This is a genomic window from Bradyrhizobium sp. SZCCHNR1002, from assembly GCF_032381435.1.
In the GTDB taxonomy this organism is placed as follows: domain Bacteria; phylum Pseudomonadota; class Alphaproteobacteria; order Rhizobiales; family Xanthobacteraceae; genus Bradyrhizobium; species Bradyrhizobium aeschynomenes.
This window is the reverse complement of record NZ_JAUHIS010000006.1, coordinates 480,055-501,170: the sequence shown is the minus strand read 5'-3', so window position 1 is coordinate 501,170 and position 21,116 is coordinate 480,055. Positions and strand designations below refer to the sequence as shown.

Sequence of the window (21,116 nt, the reverse complement as noted above, 5' to 3'; positions counted from 1 at the left end):
CGTCTGCGTAACCCGTTTCGCCGCTCGAACAATGGCGGACTACGCTGCGCTAATCCGCCCTATTCTGTTGCTTCAAACTCCAAGCCATTCCAGTCCACCCGGCAGCTCATCGGCCGCGAAGTCGACCTGCAGCACTCGGCGGTGGCCGGGCTGCACGGAAGGCTCGGAGGCGTGGAGGATCGGCGTGGCGTAGAGCCAGATGTCACCGGCCTCGGCGCGGCACACCTCCGTCCCGCAGCGCGCCACCACGGCAGGCACGTCGGCTTCGGCGATGCGGCCGAGGCAGTGCGAGCCCGGGGCGATCAGCAGCGGTGCGTTGCCGTCGGGCATGGCGTCGAGATGGACGCGGAGCGTGACCATGCGCGCGAGCACCGCGTAGGGCGGCGCGACGTGCTGCAAGCCGCCCTTGATGGTCCACGGGCCGAAGCCTGCGACCTCGATACGCTCACGCACCACGATGGTGCGGTCCTGATGCCACGGCACGGCCCAGTTGGCCTGCGCGGTCTTGTCGAAATAGACGGCGCGTACCGGACGCGCCGTGCCGCCGAGGACGGCGGCAGCGGCGCGGCCAACCCGGCCATCTTGGCTGAGAAAGGGTGACAGCGCGGCGATGCCGTGCAGGCGGGTACCGGCCTGCTCGGGCGCGTAGGGCGAGAGCGCCGCGGTGAGATCGCGCAAGGCGGCTGCATCGAGTGCGGCCGGGAAATGGAGTGCACCGGCAGCGACAAATTGGGAATGTTGCAAGGCAGAGAGCGCGAGGGTCATGCGCTGGAGACTAGAGCGCAGTACCGGCGTCTGCAATCGCTTGTCTCGGGCACGAACCGGCTCGAGTCCTGAAAGGCCGGCATTTCATGCGTCGATCTGAGCCGAAGCTTGTCGGGCGGGTTAGCGGAGCGTAACCCGCCAATTCACCGCCTAGCCATGGTGGATTTCGCTCCGCTAATCCGCCCTACTCTTCATGTCTCCGCCTGAGCCTCCATCAGAACCGACGCATCCGGACATAATCGGACGCAACTCGTCGCGCCAGCTTCGGAGCGAAGCTGCGTTCAAGACACGAGCTGCGCATCCGCGCAGCGCTGCCCCTCTTCTTGATGCGAGACCTCCATGTCGATCAGCTCCGTCACGACGGCCGTCAGCACCGGCTCGGCCCAGTCCGCCTCCGCTACCCAATCCACCCCGTCGACGTCGGCCACAACGGCAACCAGCTCATCGGGCAGTACGTCGGAAAGCTCGTCCGGGAGCGGCGGCTCATCGTCGGGCAAGACCGTGGTCAGCGAGGTGTCGATCACGCTCGACGGCATGACCACCACGACGATCACCTATTCTGACGGTTCGAGCGAGGTGACCAAGACCGCCGCCAGCTCGGATTCCAGCACCAAGGGCGCACCGACCGACAACGCGCAAGGCGCAACGGCGACGGCAAAGAGCGGCAGCGCGAGCGCGGACGTGACCGCCTGAGATCGCGCGCGACGACTGATCCGTCTTCGTGCTGCGTCGATCGCGTCGCGCTCCCATCCTCATAGGGTTCCGTCGCAGGAACAGGTAACCGGTCCGTATCAGTCAGCCGTGTCGTCGGTTGCAGGCGTTGCTCAGCCATCACGTTCAATGACGCTGGCGAGCAACACTGCGCAGGCGACGTCACGCGTCCGTCATTGTTAATTTGCGCCTTCGCTCCGAGTCACGCCTGTTGGTCGTTGGCGACGACAACGGGGAGAATGTCGATGTTGCGGGGAGTGATCGGCGCGGGGTTGGTGATCCTGGCGATGGGTTCCGACGTCCGAGCGGCGAACGAGGTGGGTCCGGAGACGCGCATGTCGTGCTCGGATGTCCGCTACTACGTCGAGAAGTACACGGCCGAGGTCGCCGAGATGTATGCGCGCAGCCGCGGCGCGACCGATGCGCAGATCAACCGTGCACGACGCTGTCTGACGCCGGTGCATGTCCGGCGCGCGGAGCGGTGGCGCAGCTATACGGAGTGAGATGGCGGCCCATATTGGCTTCGCTGTTGCCATCGCTCCTCCATCGTCATTCCGGGGCGCCCGCAGGGCGAGCCCGGAATCCCTACTCACGATGGTAATGAGGCGCGAGCGGGATGTGGCGAGTGCTCGCTTCGCACCGAGGCCTGTGGTTATGGATTCCGGGCTCATTCGCGCTGCTTCAAACGGCTGCGCCGTTTGCGCGCGAATGCCCCGGAATGACGATTGAGAGAGTTCAGACTCGTAGGGCGGTTATTCAGTTAGCCGATGTCGTAACCCGCCGTCTTGGTTGGGACGACGGCGGATGACGCTGCGCTCATCCGCCCTACGATTACGCCCCCTCACGCCTGCTCGATCGCCGCCGGCATCTTGGCGACGGACATCAGCGATCTTGCGACCTGGTTGAGGAGCTGATCGGCGTTCTCCTCCTCGGCCAGCGACTTCGAGAGCAGCGCGACCACCGCGCTGTGGCGGAGCTGCGAGGCGAGGTTGCGGGCGGTGGTGTAGCCGGACATCTCGTAATGCTCGACACGCTGCGCGGCGCCGATCAGCGCGAGATCGGCGGCGGCATCCTCCTTGTCCTCGCCTTGCGCGATGATCTCCTGACCTTCCTCGACCAGGCCCATCATGCCCTTGCAGGGCTTTGCCCGCGGTGTCTTGCCGAGCAGCTCGAAGCATTCGTTGATGCGCTCGATCTGCGCCTCGGTCTCGACCAGGTGCTGCTCGAACAACTCGCGCAGCTGGTCGAAGCGTGCGGCCTCGGCCATCTTCGGCAGCGCCTTGGTGAGCTGCTTCTCGGCATGGAGAATGTCGCGCAGCTCCTCGATCAGGAGCTCGCCGAGGCCGGCCTCATCGACCGGCGGTGAGCTCTCGGTGACGATCGCGCTGGACGCGCCGTTCTCGCCGGCCTGGATCGCCGGCGATTCGGTGAAGACCCAGTCGCCGCCCTCGTTCCAGGGGCCGCGGGTGTCGATCTCGCCATGGTCGCCGGCGCCGGTGGAATCGTTGAAGAACTGGTCGACCAGGCCAGGCGTCGGCGCGATGCGGCCGACGCTGAAGGCCGGCTTGTTCATGCTCTCCAGCGCCAGCGCGAACGCCTTCATGTGGGTGATCTCGCGCGTCATCAGGAACTGCAGCGCGTCCTTGGTGCCGGCATCGTCGGTGAAGTTGATCAGCCGCTCATAGACGATCTTGGCGCGGGCTTCGGCCGCGATGTTGCTGCGCAGGTCGACGTCGAGCTCGCCGGTGATCTTGAGATAGTCGGCGGTCCACGGATTACCCTGCGAGTTGAACAGGTTGACGCCGCCGCCGCCGGCGATCGCGATCAGCGGATCGGCCTCGGCGGCCTCGCGGTCGAACTTGGCGGGCTTGAGATGCATGCGGGCGAGCGTGCCGACCACCTCGAGATGGCTCAGCTCCTCGGTGCCGATGTCCATCAACAGATCCTTGCGATCGGGGTCCTCGCAATTGAGGCCCTGGATGGAGTACTGCATGGCGGCAGCAAGCTCGCCATTGGCGCCGCCGAACTGCTCCAGCAGCATGTTGCCGAAACGCGGATCGGGCTCGTCGACACGAACGGTGAACATCAGCTTCTTGACGTGGTGATACATGGGGACCTCGATATTCCTGGGGAAGGCAATGTCGGAACGGCCCGCTTCCATGGTTGTTCCTTACCGTCTGCCGAGGAACAGGCGCGGCTCTGCGTCTACGATCCCTGTCTTATGCACGGTGAGTCGCACTGAGAGGGGAAGGCGGCGAGACGATCTCGCAAGGAACCGGCCGGAATCCATGTGACCGGCACGACATCCTGTTGGCAGCTCAACAACTGCCTCTTGCTAAGGTTTTCCCTGCTCGCCTAAGCTGTTCCGCTGGAGAGTGACATGTTGATGCGAACACCGGCCAGGGAGAAGCCAGGTCTCGGCGAGCGAGTCCGCCGGGTCATCGAGCGACTCCGCGACCACGCATCGTCACTCACGTCATCCTCGCCCGCAAATGGGGCGACAGTGCGGAAGCCGTCCTACCATTTTGTCGACGACGAACCCGACGACAGCAACATGGACGTCGCGCTGGCTGCGCTGATCGATCAGATCGAACACCCGGCGCGGACGCCGCCACCGCGGTTTCCCGGCCTGGCCCGCGTCACCTCATCGCGCCAGGCGCCGCACATCCCGGTCTACGAACGGCCGCCCTATTTCGACGTCGAGCCGCGCCAACTCGAGCCCCGCCCCCTCGAGGTCGAGCCGCGGCGGATGCCGCATGACGAGCCGGCCGAGCGGATCGTGCCCGAGGACGAGCTGTCGGAGCTGCGCAAGGACCTGATGAGCGCCATCTCGTCCCGGCTCGGTTCGCCCGAAGACCATCTGGCGACGATCCGGACGCTGCTGCGGTCGGTGAAGTAGCATGTGGGGCCGCAGCAACATCGGCAAGACGGTCGAGGAGCTGACCGATCATCTGCGGCTGGTCGATCACGTGCGCGCGCTGCAGGACGGCCAGAAGGAGATCGCCGAGGCGATCCGGGCGTTGAATCAGCGCCTCACCACGATGGAAGCCGAGTTCAGGGTGCTCAAGGCGGAGACGCAGCGCGACGCGCTGCGCGAGGTGCAGCACGCCGTGCAGGGCGTCCAGACCTCGATGCATGACGAGCTGACGCGGATGGCGACGCGGCTCGCGGTGCTGGAGCAGGCGCTGCGGCGCGAGGTGGTGCGGCAGGCGCCGACGGGCGCGCCGCGCACGCCCGCCGCGCCACCGCGCACGGACGGAGCGCGCTGAGCGCAGCGCTCAGCGCAACGTCACGGTTCGGCGGAAGATGTCGATGAGGACGCTGCCGCTCTTGACGTAGGGGTTGGGAACGAAGGCCTCGCCCGGCGCGATCTCATAGTCCTGAGCATCCTTCGGAATCGGAAAGCCCTTGGCACAGGCCTTGGTGATCGTATCGCGGTCGGCATAATCCGCCTGCGCGACGACGGTGCCGGGGCGCGGGCCGGCGGCGAGCTTCGACAGTCCGAAATATTTGAACTGCTCCGAGCAGGTGACGACGTTGGACGTGTAGGCGCCGGTGGAATCCGAAGCCGTGAGCAGAAAGTCGTAGGACATCTCGATGCGCGCGCGGCCCTTGAAGCCGACCCGCGCCACCGCGGTCTCCAGAAAGCCCTGCCCCATATGCCCGGTCAGGCAGACCAGCACGTCGAGCCCGCCCGCCTGACCGGCGATCATGCATTCGTCCACCTGCATGCCGGGCTGATAGCCACGGAAGACATAGCCGCGACCGGTCTGCTCGAACAGCACCGAGCCGCCCCAGTCGGTCGCGTGCGGCTCGCACTCGCTGCCATAGCTCACGATCAGCAGCGGCTTGCCGGGATCCACGAAGCGGCCCTGCTGGCGCTTCTCGCTGAGCTTGACGTCGCAGCGGTCACCCCTGAAGTTGGGATAGGATTTCGCGTCCTTGCAGGTCGCGCCGGCAATCGCCTTGGGCGCACAGAACAGCGACAGCAGCGCGCGATCGATGGCGCCGGCCCGCGCAGCGCCGGTGAAGGCGCTGCACAGCAGCAGCGACAGCAGCACGGAAACCGCTCGTGTCATGGGATCAGCCTTCCAGGGGGACCGCAGCTCGACCTGCGCACACATTTAGCCGCGTTGCGGTCGCAAACCAATCATAAACCACGACGTGCGGCCATTGCCAGCCACACGCCACCTTGCCGCCCGCGCCGCTTCAGCCTTTGGCGCGGTCGGCGGATGATGTAGGCTCGGGCGACAGCATCGACTCGATGATCACCGGCGGCATCGCGGCCGCCGGGACAGACGCATGAGGGGCCCATGACCGACCATCTGATCGTCACCGACGAAGGCGAGACGCGGACGATCAAGCTGCGGCGTCCGGAGAAGAAGAACGCGATCACGCAGGCGATGTATCTCGGCATGAGCGATGCGATCGACACCGCGCAGAACAATCCGCTGGTGCGCTGCATCATCATCACCGGCGGCTCCGGCGTGTTCACGGCCGGCAATGATCTGGAAGACTTTCTGCACGCCGGCAGTGCCGGCAGCGACGCCGTGCGCACCTCGGCGGCGACCAAGTTCCTGTATTCGCTGGCGCACAACGTCAAGCCGATCATCGCCGCGGTCGACGGCGTCGCGATCGGCATCGGCACGACGATGCTGTTCCACTGCGACTATGTGCTGGCCTCGACCACGGCGACGTTCTCGACGCCCTTCATCCATCTCGGCCTGGTGCCGGAGGGCGCCTCGAGCCTGCTGATGCCGCAGACCATGGGCTATCAGCGGGCGTTCGCGATGCTGGTGATGGGACGCACCATGACGGCGGCGGATGCGCAGATCGCCGGCTTCGTCAACACGGTGGTGGCCCCGGGGCATACCGAGGTCGAGGCGCACAAGGTGGCGCGCGACATCTGCCGGCTGCCGGCGGAGGCGGTTGCGATCGGGCGCAAGCTGATCCGCACCCCGCCGGACGAGCTGACCCGCCGCATCGACCAGGAGGCCTATCTGTTCGCCGAGCGCATGACCTCGGACGAGGCGATCGGCGCCTTCAAGGCATTCCTGTCGCGCAAGAAGAAAAAGTGACGCTGGGGTCTTCGCATCCGCATGGCGCAGTTTGATGTCATCGTGATCGGCTGCGGCGCGGTCGGCAGCGCCGCGCTGCTGCATCTGGCCAAGGCCGGACAGCGCGTGCTCGGCATCGACCGCTTCCAGCCGCCGCACCGGTTCGGCTCGACCCATGGCGAGACCCGCATCACCCGCGCGGCGATCGGCGAAGGCGTCGACTACACGCCGCTGGCGCAGCGCTCGCACGACATCTGGCGCGAGCTCGAACGCGAGACCGGCGCGCGCCTGTTCGAACAATGCGGCTGCCTGTTCATCCCGAGCCAGCATGGCGGTGAGGTGCACGGTGTCACGAGCGCGCAGTTCTTCGCCAACATCGAGACGGCGGCGCGGCTGCATGGCATCGACGGCGAAACGCTATCGCCGGAGCGGCTGCGCGCGAACTATCCGGCATTCGCCACTGCGGCGAGCGACCGCGCCTTTCTCGATCGCGAGGGCGGCTATCTCCTGGTCGAGGACTGCGTGCGCACCGAGCTCGCCGTCGCCGCGCGCCATGGCGCCGAGCTGCTCACGGGCCGGCGCGTGACCGCGTTCCGCCGCGTCGGCAGCGCGCTCACAGTGACCATGGATGACGGCGCCAGCGCCTCGGCGACGACGCTGATCGTCACCACCGGGCCGTGGATCACCGAGCTGATCGCGCCGCTGCAGCGGCGGGTGAACGTGACGCGTCAGGTGCTGTACTGGTTCGAGATCCTGTCCAACCCGGAGCGCTTCGGCCCCGATGCGCCGGTCTTCATCTGGGACGTCAGCGGCCGCGAGCGCGCCGCGTCCGACATCTACGGCTTTCCCTGGCTCGACTCGCCCGGCAAAGGCGTGAAGATCGCCAACGAGGTGATGACCGGCGAGACCGATCCGGATCGCGTGTCGCGCGAGGTCACGCCGGATGAAATCGTCGCGACCTACGAGACCTATGTCCGGCCGTTCGTGCCGGATCTCGGGCCCGCATGCCTGCGCAGCGAGGTCTGCCTCTACACCAATGCGCCCGGCGGACGCTTCATCATCGACCGCGATCCGGCCGATGACAATGTCATCTACGCCTCGGCCTGCTCCGGCCACGGCTTCAAGCATTCGCCGGCGGTCGGCGAGGCGCTCGCGGCGATGGCGATGGGCGCCCCGCCGCGCGTCGACGTCTCCGGCTTCGCGCTGAACCGGCTGTCCGCCCGGTGACGGCTACTTGCCGGACTGCAGCGCGGCCGTCTGCTTGGCGAGGCCCTCGTTGAACTGCGTCTCCAGCCTGTCGAGATAGGCATTGAACTCGCCCGGCTTGACGAACGGACTAGGCTCGCCCGCCGCGATCTTTGCGCGCTTGTCGGCCATGCCATACATCTCCGGATGCGGCGCGAGCATGATGTCGGGATGCACGGTTTTCGCCCAGGCATAGGTCTTCTTGTAGTCGTCGACGATCCCCGGATAGGTCGGCCGTCCCACCAGCTGGTTCAGCGCCACGGTGGCGCTGCAGAAGAAGATCAGGCTGCGCGTGGCGTCGCCGTCCTTCACGTCGGTCGTCCAGCTGGTGCAGCCCGGCGAATGGCCCGGCGTCTCATGCGCGGTCAGGGTGACGCCGCCGAGCACGACCGTATCGCCCTCGCGCACCGCGCGGTCGACCTTGACCGGCGGAAAGTTGAGATGCTTCTCATCCTCGCGGCCCGGATAGAAGCCGCCTTCCAGCAGCGGCACGTCCTTGGCGCCCGCCACCATCTGTGCGCCGGTCTCCTGCTTGATCTGCGCCAGCCCGCCGGTGTGGTCGATATGGGCGTGGGTGTTGATGATGTATTTGATGTCGGCCACCTTGAAGCCAAGCTTGCCGATGCTGGACTCAATCTGCGCTGTCGATTCCGGCATCACGGTGTCGATCAGGATGTGCCCCTGCGGCGTCGTGATCAGGTAGGAGGCGAGACCGTTGGTGCCGACATAGTAGATGTTGTCGATCACCTTGAACGGCTCGGTCGGCTTATTCCACGCGGCGATCATCTGCTTCATGAAATCCGGCAGTGATTGCGCTGCAGCGGAGCCGGCCACGAGCGACAGCGCGGCGGACAGCAGCATCATTCTTTTCATTCCGGACTCCCGATGTATTGTTGTTATGAAACCTTTTTATGTCATTGCGACCGCGTCGAGGCAATCGCGCCGCGCCGCCCGCATCACACGTGACCCGTCATGAGCCTGCTCCACCGTCTCGCCTTCGCCGCCCTGCTGGCCAGCGCCGCTGCCGGCAGCCTGGCCGCTCTGCCTGCCTCCGCCGAGGACGAGCCGGTGTCGCTGCGCATCCTCGCCATCAACGACTTTCATGGCAATCTGAAGCCGCCCGCCTCCGGCATCCGCGTCGCCGATCCCGCCGATCCGACCAAGAGCAGCGTGGTGCCGGCCGGCGGCGCAGCGCAGATGGCGAGCCTGGTCAAGCTGCTGTCGGACGGCCAGCCGAACACCATCTTCGTCGCCGCCGGCGACCTCATCGGCGCCAGCCCGTTCCTGTCGGCGATGTTCCACGACGAGCCGACCATCGAGTCGATGTCGCAGATGGGCTTGGCTCTCTCCGCCGTCGGCAATCACGAGTTCGACGAGGGCAAGGACGAGCTGCTGCGGATGCAGAATGGCGGCTGTCATCCGACCGACGGCTGCCGCGGACCGAAGCCGTTCACCGGAGCCAGGTTTCACTATCTCGCCGCGTCGACGTTTCTTGCCGGCACCGACAAGACGGTGTTTCCGGCCTACGAGATCCGCACCTTCGAGGACATCCCCGTCGCCTTCATCGGTCTGACCTTGAAGGCGACGTCCGGCATTATTTCGCCGGCGAGCGCGGCCGGCCTCGATTTCCGCAACGAGGCCGAGAGCATCAACGCGCTGATCCCGGAGCTGAAGGCCAAGGGCGTGCAGGCGATCGTCGTGCTGATCCACGAAGGCGGCTGGCCGTCCGGCGGCATGAACGAATGCCCGGGCTTGTCCGGTCCGATCGTCGACATCGTCAAGGACCTCGACAGCGCCGTCGACATCGTCATCTCCGGCCACACCCATCAGGCCTATGTCTGCACGATCGACAAGCGGCTCGTCACGTCGGGCGACAAGTTCGGCACGCTGGTGACGGCCATCGACGTCAAGCTCGACCGCACGACGCGCGATGTGACCCAAGCCGTCGCGACCAACATCGTCGTCGACACCACGCTGCCGCAGGATCCGGCGCAGACGGCGCTGATCGAAGCTTACGAAAAGCTCGCTGCGCCGATCGCCGACCGTCCTGCGGGCGCGATCACGCAGGTGCTGTCCCGCCTGCCGAACGCATCCGGCGAGAGTGTGCTCGGCAACGTCATCGCCGATGCCCAGCTCGCGGCCACATCGGCCGCAGCCAAGGGCGGCGCAGTCATTGCGTTGACGAATCCCGGCGGCATCCGCACCGATCTGGTGCGGCGCGACGACGGCGCGGTGACCTTTGCCGACGTGTTCGCCAGCCAGCCGTTCCGCAACCAGCTGATGACGGTCACGTTGACAGGAGCCGAGATCAGGGCCGCGCTGGAGCAGCAATGGCTGGATCCGGCGCGGCCGCGCATCCTGCAGATCTCCCGCGGCTTCAGCTATGCGTTCGACGCCAAGCAGCCGGCCGGGGCACGCATCGATGCGGCGACCATGACGCTGAACGGCAAGATCATCGAGCCCGCCGCGTCCTATCGCGTCACCCTCAACAACTATCTCGCGCTCGGCGGCGACGGCTTCACCGCGTTCAAGAGCGGCCGCGATCCGATCGTCGGCTCCTATGACGACGAGGCGCTGTTCGCCTATCTCAAGGCCAACAGCCCGCTGTCGCCGCCACCGCGCGACCGCATCGTCAACAAGGCCCAGTGACGCTCAGCCGGCGCGGCGGGAAACCCGGCCATATCCCCGTCAGGGCTCTTTTCGAGCCCGTGTTCAGCGCATAGATTGGGCGCTCCCGCAACGCGCGAGTGGCAGAGCCCTGATGTCGACGCTGTATCTCTCTCATGAAGCCTGCCTCGATCATGCCACGCCGTCCGGCCACCCGGAGCGGGCCGACCGCCTGCGCGCCGTCGAGGAGGCCCTGACCGAGGAGCGCTTCGCCCTGCTCGACCGCGACGAGGCGCCGGAGGCCGACATCGAGCTCGCCTTGCTGTGCCACAACGAGCATTACGTCACCGAGCTGCGCCAGATGGCGCCGACATCCGGCATCATCTATCTCGACGGCGACACCTCGATGTCGCCCGGCACCTGGGAAGCGGTCATGCGCGGCGTCGGCGGCGCGGTCGCCGCCACCGAATCCGTGATGTCGGGGCGGCACAAGAACGCCTTCGTCGCGGTGCGCCCGCCCGGCCACCACGCCGAGATCGCCAAGCCGATGGGCTTCTGCTTCTTCGACAACGTCGCCATCGCCGCCCGCTACGCCCAGCGCACCTTCGGCATCGAGCGTGCCGCCATCATCGATTTCGACGTCCACCACGGCAACGGCACCCAGGACATCTTCTGGGCAGACAAGAGCGTGATGTACTGCTCGACCCACCAGATGCCGCTGTTCCCGGGCACGGGAGCCCGTGGCGAGCGCGGTGAGCACGACACCATCGTCAACGCGCCACTGGCTTCCGAGGACGGCAGCCTGGAGTTTCGCTCCGCCTTCGAGAACCTGATCCTGCCGCAGCTGACCAAGTTCAGCCCGGAGCTGGTGATCATCTCGGCCGGTTTCGACGCCCATTATCGCGACCCTCTGGCGTCGCTGAACCTCCGGGCGGAGGACTTCGGCTGGGTCACCCGCAAGCTGATGGAACTCGCCGAGAAGACCGCCGGCGGCCGCGTCGTCTCCGTCCTGGAAGGCGGCTATGATCTTCAAGGCCTTAAGGAATCCGTCTCGGCCCACGTCGCGGCGCTGACCGGGGCGTAATCCCCAGTTTCCGACCGGTTCACCCCGGCAGGGCCTGACAGGGGCACGACCGACGTGTAAAAGCACGGCCCCGGAGTTGAGTGATCTGCAGGGAACCCGTATGGCGGACAACACCGTAACCGACGTCAAGAAGCTGTCGTTCGAGCGCGCGATCGAGGAGCTGGAATCGATCGTCAAACGGCTCGAGGACGGCAAGGTGCCGCTCGAGGAATCGGTGGCGATCTATGAGCGCGGCGAGGCGCTGAAGCGGCGCTGCGAGGAGCTGCTGCGGCAGGCCGAGGCCCGGGTCGAGAAGATCACCACCGACGCCAGCGGCCGCGCGACCGGAACCGTGCCGCTCGACGTACAGTAGCGGAAGCTGCCGGAGCCCCTGGAGCCCGGCGCTCGCATTCCGCCTCAGGGTTCAGATGGCGCTCCTGCTCTCCGGACCACCGGCTCGAAAAAAATTTTCGAGCCCGCCTGCGCGGATTGACCGCGGGGTGTGCCGCCTCCCAATCGTGCATATCGGCCGAAATTGGGGCAAAGAGGTCCTTGGCGCTCCTGCCGGGCTGCTATAGCCCCGGATCAGGAGAACTCCTGACCGTTACAACCGGCTTTCGCGGTCACGCCGGCTCGATCCATTAACGCTGTTTCTCGAAGATTATTTCGGAGGCCCAACACCCTCGTGCGCGTGCAGACCCGTCATGTGATCTACGTGCAGGGCTACGATCCGCGGGGCCTTGCGCAGTACTATCGCATGTTCCGCACCGAGCTGCGCAAGTTTGGCCGACTGTACCAGCTCGCAACCACGATCAGCCGTCCTCACAGCCGCACGGATGACGAGATCACGTCGTGGTCGATCGAGACCAGCACCGTCGACATCAGCGGCCCCGGCTGGACCACCCGAACAAACTACGACTTCCTCCGTTTCGAGGATTTCATTCAGAGCGATCTGGCCGCACCGATCTGGCGGATCGTGCTGCAGGCGGTTTGGATCTATCTGCGGCTCGTGGCGCACGGCACCATCGCGCGGTTCTGGAAAGCCAACTGGCGCTTTGCCACCTTCATCACCTGGCCGCACATCATCCTGCTGCTGGAGGCGACCGCCTGTGCTGCGATCGGCTTCGGCGTCAGCAGCGGCCTCGACGCGATCGGCGCCCCCGTTCTTCTGGGCTGGCTCGCAGGCGCCGTGACGTTCGCAGCCCTGCTCTGGGCTGCGCTGCGGACATTCGAAAACCAGACTTACGTCCTTTATTTACTGTGCGACACGATCTGGACCTGGCAGTTCGCCCACCGCCAACGTCCCGAATGGGACGCGCGCATCGACCGGTTCGCACGCTACCTGACCGAGGTCGCAGCTCGCAGCGAAGCCGATGAGATCGTCATCGTCGGCCACAGCTCGGGCTCGTTCCTCGCCGCGGAAATCCTGGCGCGCGCCTTGAAGCTCGATCCCGCGCTCGGCCGTCACGGTCCGCGGCTGCTGCTGCTGACGCTCGGCGGCAATTTTCCCATCATCGGCTTTCATCGGGCGGCCGCCGATTTCCGCGATCATCTGCGCCGGCTGGCGATCGAGCCTTCAGTCGACTGGATCGACTGCCAGGCGCGCAAGGACGTGATGAACTTCTTCCAGTTCGATCCGATCACCGCGCACGGCGTCGAGGTCGGCGACACCAGACGCAATCCGTCGATCGTGCCGGTGCGCTTCCGCGAGATCATCCGGCCCGATCGTTACAGCACGTTTCGCTGGCAGTTCTTTCGCGTTCACTTCCAGTTCGTGATGGCCAACGAAAGGCCGCATGCCTATGACTTCTTCATGATCGTGTGCGGGCCGATCCCCTTACGCGAACGCATGGCTCAGCCCGCAGCAGCGCTCGCCATCGCGACCGCAACCGATTCTGCATCGCGGGAAAAAGCCTGGACGGAGCTGGTCTCTCCGGTCTATTGCGGAGCCGCGGCTGCCGTCGATTTGAGCAGCTCCATGGAACCTCCGGTGCGCCGCCGAGGTTGAGATCTGACGTGCAGGTACCCTTTGCGGGCTTGCCATCTTGCGCCGGGTTGGCTTTAAGACGCGCTTTGGTGTAAAGCTTCTCGGAACTGCGGGTTTTTGGAAGTGCCCATTCTCCTCAAAGGATGGAACTTAAGCGCTTGCAAAAGCTGGTAAAACTGACTTGGCTGAACGACTTGGCGATCTTGGGCGACAAACGAGGACGGCAAGGCCACCAAGAGTGACTTACATCACATAGATCGATCCAAAACCCGGCTAGGCTCCGGTCTGCGGCTTCGATCCGCGCGGATGTGACCTTCAAGGCTTCAGGTTTCGCCGCCCGTTACGATGAACCTCTCAGACGTCGGCCCTTGAACCCGACCTGCAAAATTGGAATGTCACCGTGACCACATTTAGTAAGACGCCGCTTCTCGACACCATCAAGACTCCGGAAGATCTGCGCCGGCTGAAGGTCGAGCAGGTCCGGCAGGTCGCCGACGAACTGCGCCAGGAGACCATCGATGCGGTCTCCGTGACCGGAGGTCATTTCGGCGCCGGTCTCGGCGTGGTCGAGCTGACCACCGCCATCCATTATGTGTTCGACACCCCGCGTGATCGCCTGATCTGGGACGTCGGCCACCAGGCCTATCCGCACAAGATCCTGACCGGTCGCCGCGACCGCATTCGGACGCTGCGCACCGGCGGCGGCCTCTCCGGCTTCACCAAGCGCGCCGAGAGCGACTACGATCCGTTCGGCGCCGCCCATTCCTCGACCTCGATCTCCGCCGGCCTCGGCATGGCGGTGGCCCGCGACCTCTCGGGCGGGAAGAACAACGTGATCGCCGTGATCGGCGACGGCGCGATGTCCGCCGGCATGGCCTATGAGGCCATGAACAATGCCGGCGCGATGAACTCGCGGCTGATCGTGATCCTCAACGACAACGACATGTCGATCGCGCCGCCGGTCGGCGCGATGTCGGCCTATCTGTCGCGCCTCTACTCGGGCAAGACCTACCGCACGCTGCGCGATGCAGCGAAGCAGCTCGGTCAGCATCTGCCGAAGGTGATCGCCAACCGCGCCAGCCGCGTCGAGGAATATTCCCGCGGCTTCATGATGGACGGCGGCACGCTGTTCGAGGAGCTCGGCTTCTATTATGTCGGCCCGATCGACGGTCATAACCTCGACCATCTGTTGCCGGTCCTGAAGAACGTCCGCGACATGGAGACCGGCCCGATCCTGGTCCACGTCGTGACCCAGAAGGGCAAGGGCTACTCGCCGGCGGAAGCCGCGGCCGACAAATATCACGCGGTGGCCAAGTTCGACATCGCCACCGGCACCCAGGCCAAGGCCAAGCCGAACGCGCCAGCCTATCAGAACGTGTTCGGCCAGAGCCTGGTCAAGGAAGCCGAGAAGGACGACAAGGTCGTCGGCATCACCGCGGCGATGCCCTCGGGCACCGGCATCGACATCTTCGCCAAGGCCTTCCCGAAGCGCACCTTCGACGTCGGCATCGCCGAGCAGCATGCGGTGACCTTCGCGGCCGGCCTCGCGGCGGAAGGCTACAAGCCGTTCTGCGCGATCTACTCGACCTTCCTGCAGCGCGGCTACGACCAGATCGTGCACGACGTCTGCATCCAGAGCCTCCCCGTGCGTTTCGCGATCGATCGCGCCGGCCTGGTCGGCGCCGACGGCGCCACCCATGCCGGCTCGTTCGACAACGCCTATCTCGGCTGCCTGCCGAACATGGTGATCATGGCGGCGTCCGACGAGGCCGAGCTGGTGCACATGGTGGCGACCCAGGTCGCGATCGACGACCGGCCGAGCTCGGTGCGCTATCCGCGCGGCGAAGGCCGTGGCGTGGAGATGCCGGAAGTCGGCGTGCCCCTGCCGATCGGCAAGGGCCGCATGATCCGCCAGGGCAAGCAGGTCGCCCTGCTGTCGTTCGGCACCCGCCTCGCCGAGTGCGAGAAGGCGGCCGACGAGCTCGCCGCTCACGGCCTCTCCGCCTCGATCGCCGATGCGCGCTTCATGAAGCCGCTCGACGAGGAGCTGGTGCTGAAGCTCGCCCGCGAGCACGATATCCTGATCACGATCGAGGAAGGCTCGATCGGCGGCTTCGGCTCGCACGTCATGCAGTATCTGTCCGACCAGGGCATGCTGGACGGCGGCCTGAAGATGCGCACCATGGTGCTGCCGGACGAGTTCCAGGACCACGACACGCCGGCGGCGATGTACGCCCGCGCCGGCCTCGACGCCAAGGGCATCGTCCGCAAGGTGTTCGAGGCGCTCGGCAAGGACTACGCGACCGAGGCCGTCAAGCTCGCCTGAGGCGGGCTTGAGTGCCATCACCGGTGAGCCATGAAGATCTACCTGGCAGGTCCCGACGTGTTCCTGCCGGACGCCCTGGAGATCGGCCGGCAGAAGGTCGCGATCTGCGACCGCCACGGCCTGATCGGCTTCTATCCTCTCGATAACACCGTCGATCTCGCCTCGTCCGACGCTTCGCGCCAGATCTTCCATGGCAACGAGGCGATGATGGACGACGCCGATGCCATCATCGCCAATCTCACGCCGTTCCGCGGCCCCGGCGCTGATGCCGGCACGGTCTATGAGCTCGGCTACATGGCCGGATCAGGCAAGCTGTGCTTCGGCTATTGCAACGATCCGGCTGTCTATGCCGACCGCGCCCGGCGGTTCACGTCGGTGCGCGAGCAGAATGGATGGCTGGTCGATGCGGAGGGACTGACGGTCGAGGATTTCGGCCTGCCCGACAATCTGATGATGATCCACGCGCTCGACGCGTACGGCGCCCCGCTTGTGCTGCCGCGCGAGCGGCCGGTGGATGTGTGGCATGATTTGTCGGCGTTCGAGGAATGCGTGAAGCTGGCGGCCAAGCGGCTGGGCGCGGAATCGTAGGGTGCGCAAAGCGGCGCCGAAGACGACGCGTGCCCACCGTATCTCCGCGGCCGAGATCAAGATGGTGGGCACGGCGCGTCGATTGCGATACGAGCTTGCGGAGAGAGCGGTGCACGCGCCTTTGCCCACCCTACGGATCTCGTATTGAGGCAAGATATCGCTTCACGTCGTCCCGGCGAACGCCGGGACCCATAACCGCAGGACGTCGTGTTGGGCAGGCGCGGAGTGACCACCTTCCTCCAAACGTCGCCCTGTGGTTATGGGTCCCGGGTCGGCGCATCATCGCGCGTTGCGCGCTGATGCTTGCCCGGGACGACACTGATTTTGATGCGCGACCTCCACAACTCATGACAACTGATCACCACGCCCATGCCCCCTGCCCGCAAACGCGCTGATGTCCTCCTGGTCGAACGCGGCCTGTTCGAGAGCCGTGCGCGGGCGCAGGCGGCGATCGAGGCGGGGCTGGTGTTTGCCAATGACAAGCAGGTGGTGAAGGCGTCCGAGACCATTCCGATCGATGCCGTGCTGCAGGCCGAGCCGGCGCATCCCTGGGTGTCGCGCGGCGGGGTCAAGCTGGCCGCGGCGCTGGAGCACTATGGCGTCGAGGTGGAAGACCATGTGTGCCTCGATGTCGGCGCCTCCACCGGCGGCTTCTCCGAGGTGTTGCTGGCGAACGGCGCGGCGGTCGTGTTCGCGGTCGATGTCGGCCGCGACCAGTTGCACCCGTCGCTGCGCAGCCATCCGAGGATCGTCTCGATGGAGCAGACCGACATCCGCAGCTACGAGGGCAAACGGCTGCCGCAGCGTCCGGACGTGGTCGTGATCGATTGCAGCTTCATCTCGCTCAAGGCGGTGCTGCCGGTGGCGCTGACGCTGGCGGCCTCGCCGATGAGCCTGCTGGCGCTGATCAAGCCGCAATTCGAGGCGCAGGGGAAACACGGCAAGGGCGGCATCATCAAGGATGCGGCCGTCCATCAAGCCGTCTGCGAGGATGTCGCCGCCTTCGCCGCCTCGCTCGGCTGCAGCGACATCGAGATCTTCCCGTCATCGATCAAGGGCGGCGACGGCAACGCCGAATTCTTCCTGGGAGCGCGCCGCCATGGTTGAGCGTCTCGTCATCGACCATGTCGGCCATCGCGGCGACGGCGTGTCGCTGTCCTCGGGCGAGGCGCTGTACGTGCCCTACACGCTGGCTGGTGAAACCGTGGAGGCGGCTGCCGTTCCCGGCCACCCGGATCGCCGCAAGCTGCTCTCGGTGGAGACGGAGAGCGCGGAGCGGATCGTGCCATTCTGCACGCATTTCGGCGTCTGCGGCGGCTGCGCCATTCAGCACTGGGCGCCGGAGCCCTATCGGCAATGGAAACGTCACATCGTCGTCGAAACGCTACGCGCCGCCAAGGTCGATTGCGATGTCGCCGATCTCGTCGACGCGCACGGGGCCGGCCGGCGGCGCGCGACGTTTCACGCGCGAATGGGCACGCACGACATTCTTCGCGTTGGCTTCTCGGCGGCGAACAGCCACGAGATCGTCCCGATCGACCGCTGCCCCATCCTTGATCCCGCGCTCGATGGCGCGCTCGAAGCGGCGTGGGCGCTCGCGGAGGCGCTGAAGCCGACAGGCAAGCCGCTCGACATCCAGGCCACGGCAACCCGCAACGGGCTCGACATCGACATCCGCGGCTCCGGCCCGCTGCCGCCGCCGCGGGTCGCGGCGCTGTCACGCCTCGCCGAGCAGCATGGCCTGGCGCGCCTGACGCGGCATGGCGAGCTGGTGCTGATGCGTAATCCGCCGGTCGTCACCATGGGCACGGCGCAGGTGGCCTTGCCGCCGGGATCATTCCTGCAGGCCACCGTGCAAGGCGAGGAGACGCTGGCGCAGCTGGTGATGGAGCGCGTCGGCACGGCCAAGCACGTCGCCGACCTGTTCTGCGGCGTCGGCCCATTCGCGCTGCGGCTGGCGGCGCGAGGGCGCGTCACCGCGATGGACAATGATGCCGGCTCCATTGCGGCTCTGCAGAAGGCGGCGGGCACGCCGGGCCTCAAGCCGATCAAGGCCGAGGCGCGCGACCTGTTCCGCCGCCCGCTGATGCCGCCGGAGCTGCGCGACATTGACGCCGTCGTGTTCGACCCGCCACGCCAGGGCGCACAGGCCCAGGCGAGGCAGCTCGCGGCGAGCAAGGTGCCGGAGATCGTCGCGGTGTCCTGCAACGTGACCACGTTCGCGCGCGACATCCGTATGCTGATCGACGGCGGCTACAGGCTGGGAACCGTGGTGCCCGTCGACCAGTTCAGACATACGCCGCACGTGGAGCTCGTGGCGAAGCTGGTGCGGTGAGCCCAAGCTAACTATTAGTTGACACGCAAAGCTTACTCGGCACGAACGGTGCGCCCCCTCTCCCCGTTCTTCACGGGGAGAGGGAGCGCAGCGCCGCTTGTGACGGCGACCCCGGTTCATCGCCAGAGCTGAGCCATCCATCAGCCAACGTGATCGCCAACCCTCAGCTCTTTTCTGTTCTCACCGCGTAGACCACCACCTGCGAGGCCTACCTCACCACGCTGACCTTCACCGGCGCCACACCCGTATTGATCATGCCGAGCGCCTGGGCGGCGGAGTAGGACACGTCGACCACCCGCCCCTGGACGAACGGCCCGCGATCGTTGACGCGCACCACCACGGAGCGGCCGGTCTTGACGTTGGTCACCTGCAGGCGGGTGCCGAATGGCAGGCTGCGATGCGCGGCCGTCAACTCCGAGGGATTGAAGCGCTCGCCGCTGGCGGTCTTCTGGCCTTCCGAATAGTAGCTGGCGAGACCTGACGAGGTTGAGTGGGCCGGCGGCAGGCTCGGCTCGGCATGGCGCACGCGAACCACCGATTGCGACGCTGTCTCGGCGCGCTGTACCTGCGGCCGGAATTCGGCGCCGGCCTGCTTTGTCGGCGACGTCCAGCGCGCCTGCCGGACTGCCGAGGATTGCGCGCAGGCGGCCAGCGAGGCCGCCGCCGCACAGACGAGGGTCACTCTCAGGAGCTGACGGGAGAGCCCCGAGGTCCCGACCTGAATGATGGAGTTGCGTGCGTCCTGCCGTTCGCGACGTTCTGTCCGGTCGATGATACGCATGTTCTGTGCGCCTCTGCCTCAACCGCTTCATGGTCGCGGCCCAATCGCGGCGGCACGGTGGCAAAGAGAGTTTCAGCGCGACGCAACTCCTGGTTTTCCCGCCACATGTTGCAGCGATGTCACAGATTCATCGGATCAATGACGCGCCCGGGTTTTCCACACGGGATCGGGTTACCGACCCTTGCATCCGACGTACGTCCGTAGGGTGTGCAGATGCAGGCCGGGCGCAACAGAGCCTCCGGAAGGCGCTGCGGCGTCACCGCCCCCAGCGATCCTGCCAGATCTTCTCGCCGATCATGCAGGACACCCGCGGCTCCTTGCCGGTATCGTCGGCGACGGGCACGAAGCGCGGCGGAGGTGCGCGTCCGGCGACCTCCATCAGCAGCTTGGTGCGGATGGCGTCCTTGAACTCATCGCGGCTCTTGATGGTGACGACGAACGAGCCGCGTCCGCCGGTGACGCAATCCCTGTAGTAGAGATCGAGGTTCTCGATATCCATCGTCGAGTAGGACGGCTCCTTGACCATGATCGGCAGGCCGTTGATCGTGATGCCCTTGTTGACCGCCTCGTCGCGCGCCATCGCGACCGGCGAGCCGTTGTTGTTCGGCCCGTCGCCGGAGATGTCGATGACGCGGCGCAGGCCGCGGTACGGGTTGTCGTCGAACAGCGGCATCGCGAAGTAGATCGCGCCCGAGATCGAGGTGCGCGAGGCCCGCCGGATCGGCGTCTTCATGATCTCGGCGGCGACGGCGTCGGCAGTCTCCGGTCCATCGATCAGCCGCCAGGGGATGATCATCTTCTGATCGCTCGATGCGGCCCATTCGAAGTAGGTGACGGCGATGCGGCCATGCAGCCCGTTCTTCAGCGCCTGCAAGAACTCCCGCGAGCTGAGCGCCTGGGCATAGCCTTCGCGCTGGATCGCGAGCTCGTCGAGGTCCATCGAGTAGGAGACGTCGACCGCGAGGATCAGCTCGACGTCGACGGATGCCTCCTTTTCGCTCAGCTGCTGCGCCGACTTCGCGCCCGGCGCCGCCGCGACGGTGGCGACGTCGCCGCCGGCCAGGGCGCCCGCCATACACGCCATCCCGATCGAGATCCACCAGCGCATATGCTGCCCTCCAATCGCGTCAGATGATGGTGACACGCAATGCGCACACAGCAAAGCGGGAACGCGCGCATCCATTCACATTCCGGTTAGTCCCGGGGGATCACTTGCGGGCCCGCCGGTCCGACGCCACGTGCGCCCTTCGACCAAAAGCGAGCAGCCCGTGGTTTCCCGGAGTGACGAGAGGCTGTATTGTGGCGTGTCCGCCGCATCAGGAACACAGGCGTGCTGCTCACATGAACGACGCCGTCACCAAGCCGAAGACGAAGGTCCGCACCAAGGTCGAGCGTCCCCGGCTCTACAAGGTCATCCTGGTCAACGACGACTTCACGCCGCGTGACTTCGTCGTGATGATCCTGAAGGCTGAATTCCGCATGACCGAGGACCAGGCCTACAAGGTCATGATCACGGCCCATAAGCTCGGGGTGTGCGTGGTGGCCGTGTTCACGCGGGACGTCGCCGAGACCAAGGCGACCCGCGCGACCGACGCCGGCCGCGCCAAGGGATACCCGCTGCTGTTCACCACCGAGCCGGAGGAGTGAAAAC

Annotated in this window: 22 protein-coding genes; 15 read left to right on the top strand and 7 right to left on the bottom strand. The window is 66.1% G+C overall.

Going from position 1 to position 21,116, the window contains the following annotated elements:
* Positions 1-72 precede the first annotated feature (72 nt).
* Both QX108_RS27340 and QX108_RS27335 read right to left on the bottom strand, forming a co-directional pair.
* The gene (locus tag QX108_RS27340; RefSeq protein WP_409998558.1) at positions 73-765 is read right to left on the bottom strand and encodes a phytanoyl-CoA dioxygenase family protein; all 693 of its coding nucleotides are present in this window, start codon (positions 763-765) and stop codon (positions 73-75) included.
* A gap of 281 nt (positions 766-1,046) precedes the next feature.
* Positions 1,047-1,310 (bottom strand): hypothetical protein, encoded by a 264-nt coding sequence (locus tag QX108_RS27335; protein WP_315785964.1) that lies wholly within the window; start codon positions 1,308-1,310, stop codon positions 1,047-1,049.
* Here QX108_RS27335 and QX108_RS27330 point away from each other — a divergent pair.
* Positions 1,300-1,458 carry a hypothetical protein gene (locus QX108_RS27330; protein WP_315785961.1) on the top strand — a complete coding sequence of 53 codons (159 nt, stop codon included), beginning with the start codon at positions 1,300-1,302 and terminating at the stop codon, positions 1,456-1,458. The genes QX108_RS27335 and QX108_RS27330 overlap by 11 nt on opposite strands.
* Positions 1,459-1,721: 263 nt before the next feature.
* A complete protein-coding gene (locus tag QX108_RS27325) occupies positions 1,722-1,979 on the top strand; it encodes a hypothetical protein (RefSeq protein ID WP_315785959.1) in 258 nt (85 codons plus the stop codon).
* Positions 1,980-2,317: 338 nt separating this feature from the next.
* Here QX108_RS27325 and QX108_RS27320 read toward each other — a convergent pair whose 3' ends face one another.
* Positions 2,318-3,586: a DUF892 family protein gene (locus tag QX108_RS27320; protein ID WP_315786023.1), complete on the bottom strand. Its 1,269-nt coding sequence runs from the start codon at positions 3,584-3,586 to the stop codon at positions 2,318-2,320.
* A 444-nt stretch (positions 3,587-4,030) separates the two neighbouring features.
* On the opposite strand from QX108_RS27320, the gene QX108_RS27315 reads away from it, so the two are divergent.
* Together QX108_RS27315 and QX108_RS27310 are read left to right on the top strand one after the other, a co-directional pair.
* Positions 4,031-4,375 carry a hypothetical protein gene (locus QX108_RS27315; RefSeq protein WP_246739128.1) on the top strand — a complete coding sequence of 115 codons (345 nt, stop codon included), beginning with the start codon at positions 4,031-4,033 and terminating at the stop codon, positions 4,373-4,375.
* Position 4,376: 1 nt separating this feature from the next.
* Entirely contained in the window at positions 4,377-4,745 is a 369-nt protein-coding gene (locus QX108_RS27310) for a hypothetical protein (RefSeq protein WP_315718939.1), read from the top strand.
* 9 nt (positions 4,746-4,754) lie between these two features.
* Here the strand turns inward: QX108_RS27310 and QX108_RS27305 are convergent, their stop codons facing one another.
* A complete protein-coding gene (locus QX108_RS27305; protein ID WP_315718938.1) occupies positions 4,755-5,555 on the bottom strand; it encodes a hypothetical protein in 801 nt (266 codons plus the stop codon).
* A gap of 234 nt (positions 5,556-5,789) precedes the next feature.
* Here QX108_RS27305 and QX108_RS27300 point away from each other — a divergent pair, with 234 nt between their 5' ends.
* Positions 5,790-6,554, top strand: a complete 765-nt coding sequence (locus QX108_RS27300; protein WP_315785956.1) for a crotonase/enoyl-CoA hydratase family protein — start codon at positions 5,790-5,792, stop codon at positions 6,552-6,554.
* A gap of 21 nt (positions 6,555-6,575) precedes the next feature.
* Positions 6,576-7,760, top strand: a complete 1,185-nt coding sequence (gene solA, locus QX108_RS27295) for an N-methyl-L-tryptophan oxidase (RefSeq protein WP_315785955.1) — start codon at positions 6,576-6,578, stop codon at positions 7,758-7,760.
* A 3-nt stretch (positions 7,761-7,763) separates the two neighbouring features.
* On the opposite strand, the gene bla is transcribed toward solA, so the two are convergent.
* Positions 7,764-8,651 (bottom strand): subclass B3 metallo-beta-lactamase, encoded by an 888-nt coding sequence (bla, locus tag QX108_RS27290; protein ID WP_315718935.1) that lies wholly within the window; start codon positions 8,649-8,651, stop codon positions 7,764-7,766.
* A 99-nt stretch (positions 8,652-8,750) separates the two neighbouring features.
* Here bla and QX108_RS27285 point away from each other — a divergent pair, with 99 nt between their 5' ends.
* The 8 genes from QX108_RS27285 (at position 8,751) to QX108_RS27250 (ending at position 18,684) form a co-directional block, all read left to right on the top strand.
* On the top strand, positions 8,751-10,427 hold the full coding sequence (locus QX108_RS27285) for a bifunctional metallophosphatase/5'-nucleotidase (protein ID WP_315785951.1): 1,677 nt from the start codon (positions 8,751-8,753) through the stop codon (positions 10,425-10,427).
* A gap of 112 nt (positions 10,428-10,539) precedes the next feature.
* Complete coding sequence (locus tag QX108_RS27280; RefSeq protein ID WP_172110658.1) at positions 10,540-11,469, top strand: histone deacetylase family protein; 930 nt, start codon at positions 10,540-10,542, stop codon at positions 11,467-11,469.
* 100 nt (positions 11,470-11,569) lie between these two features.
* Positions 11,570-11,821: an exodeoxyribonuclease VII small subunit gene (locus QX108_RS27275; RefSeq protein ID WP_315718932.1), complete on the top strand. Its 252-nt coding sequence runs from the start codon at positions 11,570-11,572 to the stop codon at positions 11,819-11,821.
* A 312-nt stretch (positions 11,822-12,133) separates the two neighbouring features.
* A complete protein-coding gene (locus QX108_RS27270; RefSeq protein WP_315785948.1) occupies positions 12,134-13,456 on the top strand; it encodes a hypothetical protein in 1,323 nt (440 codons plus the stop codon).
* A gap of 379 nt (positions 13,457-13,835) precedes the next feature.
* A complete protein-coding gene (dxs, locus tag QX108_RS27265; protein ID WP_315785946.1) occupies positions 13,836-15,761 on the top strand; it encodes a 1-deoxy-D-xylulose-5-phosphate synthase in 1,926 nt (641 codons plus the stop codon).
* Between the two features lie 30 nt (positions 15,762-15,791).
* Complete coding sequence (locus QX108_RS27260) at positions 15,792-16,349, top strand: nucleoside 2-deoxyribosyltransferase (RefSeq protein ID WP_315718929.1); 558 nt, start codon at positions 15,792-15,794, stop codon at positions 16,347-16,349.
* Between the two features lie 369 nt (positions 16,350-16,718).
* Positions 16,719-17,456 carry a TlyA family RNA methyltransferase gene (locus tag QX108_RS27255; protein ID WP_315718928.1) on the top strand — a complete coding sequence of 246 codons (738 nt, stop codon included), beginning with the start codon at positions 16,719-16,721 and terminating at the stop codon, positions 17,454-17,456.
* A complete protein-coding gene (locus QX108_RS27250) occupies positions 17,449-18,684 on the top strand; it encodes a class I SAM-dependent RNA methyltransferase (protein ID WP_315785944.1) in 1,236 nt (411 codons plus the stop codon). The genes QX108_RS27255 and QX108_RS27250 overlap by 8 nt, the downstream gene beginning before the upstream one ends.
* Positions 18,685-18,892: 208 nt before the next feature.
* On the opposite strand, the gene QX108_RS27245 is transcribed toward QX108_RS27250, so the two are convergent.
* Together QX108_RS27245 and QX108_RS27240 are read right to left on the bottom strand one after the other, a co-directional pair.
* Positions 18,893-19,465, bottom strand: a complete 573-nt coding sequence (locus QX108_RS27245) for a septal ring lytic transglycosylase RlpA family protein (RefSeq protein ID WP_315718926.1) — start codon at positions 19,463-19,465, stop codon at positions 18,893-18,895.
* 256 nt (positions 19,466-19,721) lie between these two features.
* Complete coding sequence (locus QX108_RS27240; RefSeq protein WP_315785940.1) at positions 19,722-20,573, bottom strand: DUF1194 domain-containing protein; 852 nt, start codon at positions 20,571-20,573, stop codon at positions 19,722-19,724.
* Between the two features lie 233 nt (positions 20,574-20,806).
* Here QX108_RS27240 and clpS point away from each other — a divergent pair, with 233 nt between their 5' ends.
* Positions 20,807-21,112 (top strand): ATP-dependent Clp protease adapter ClpS, encoded by a 306-nt coding sequence (clpS, locus tag QX108_RS27235; RefSeq protein WP_315718924.1) that lies wholly within the window; start codon positions 20,807-20,809, stop codon positions 21,110-21,112.
* The last annotated feature ends 4 nt before the right edge of the window (positions 21,113-21,116 follow it).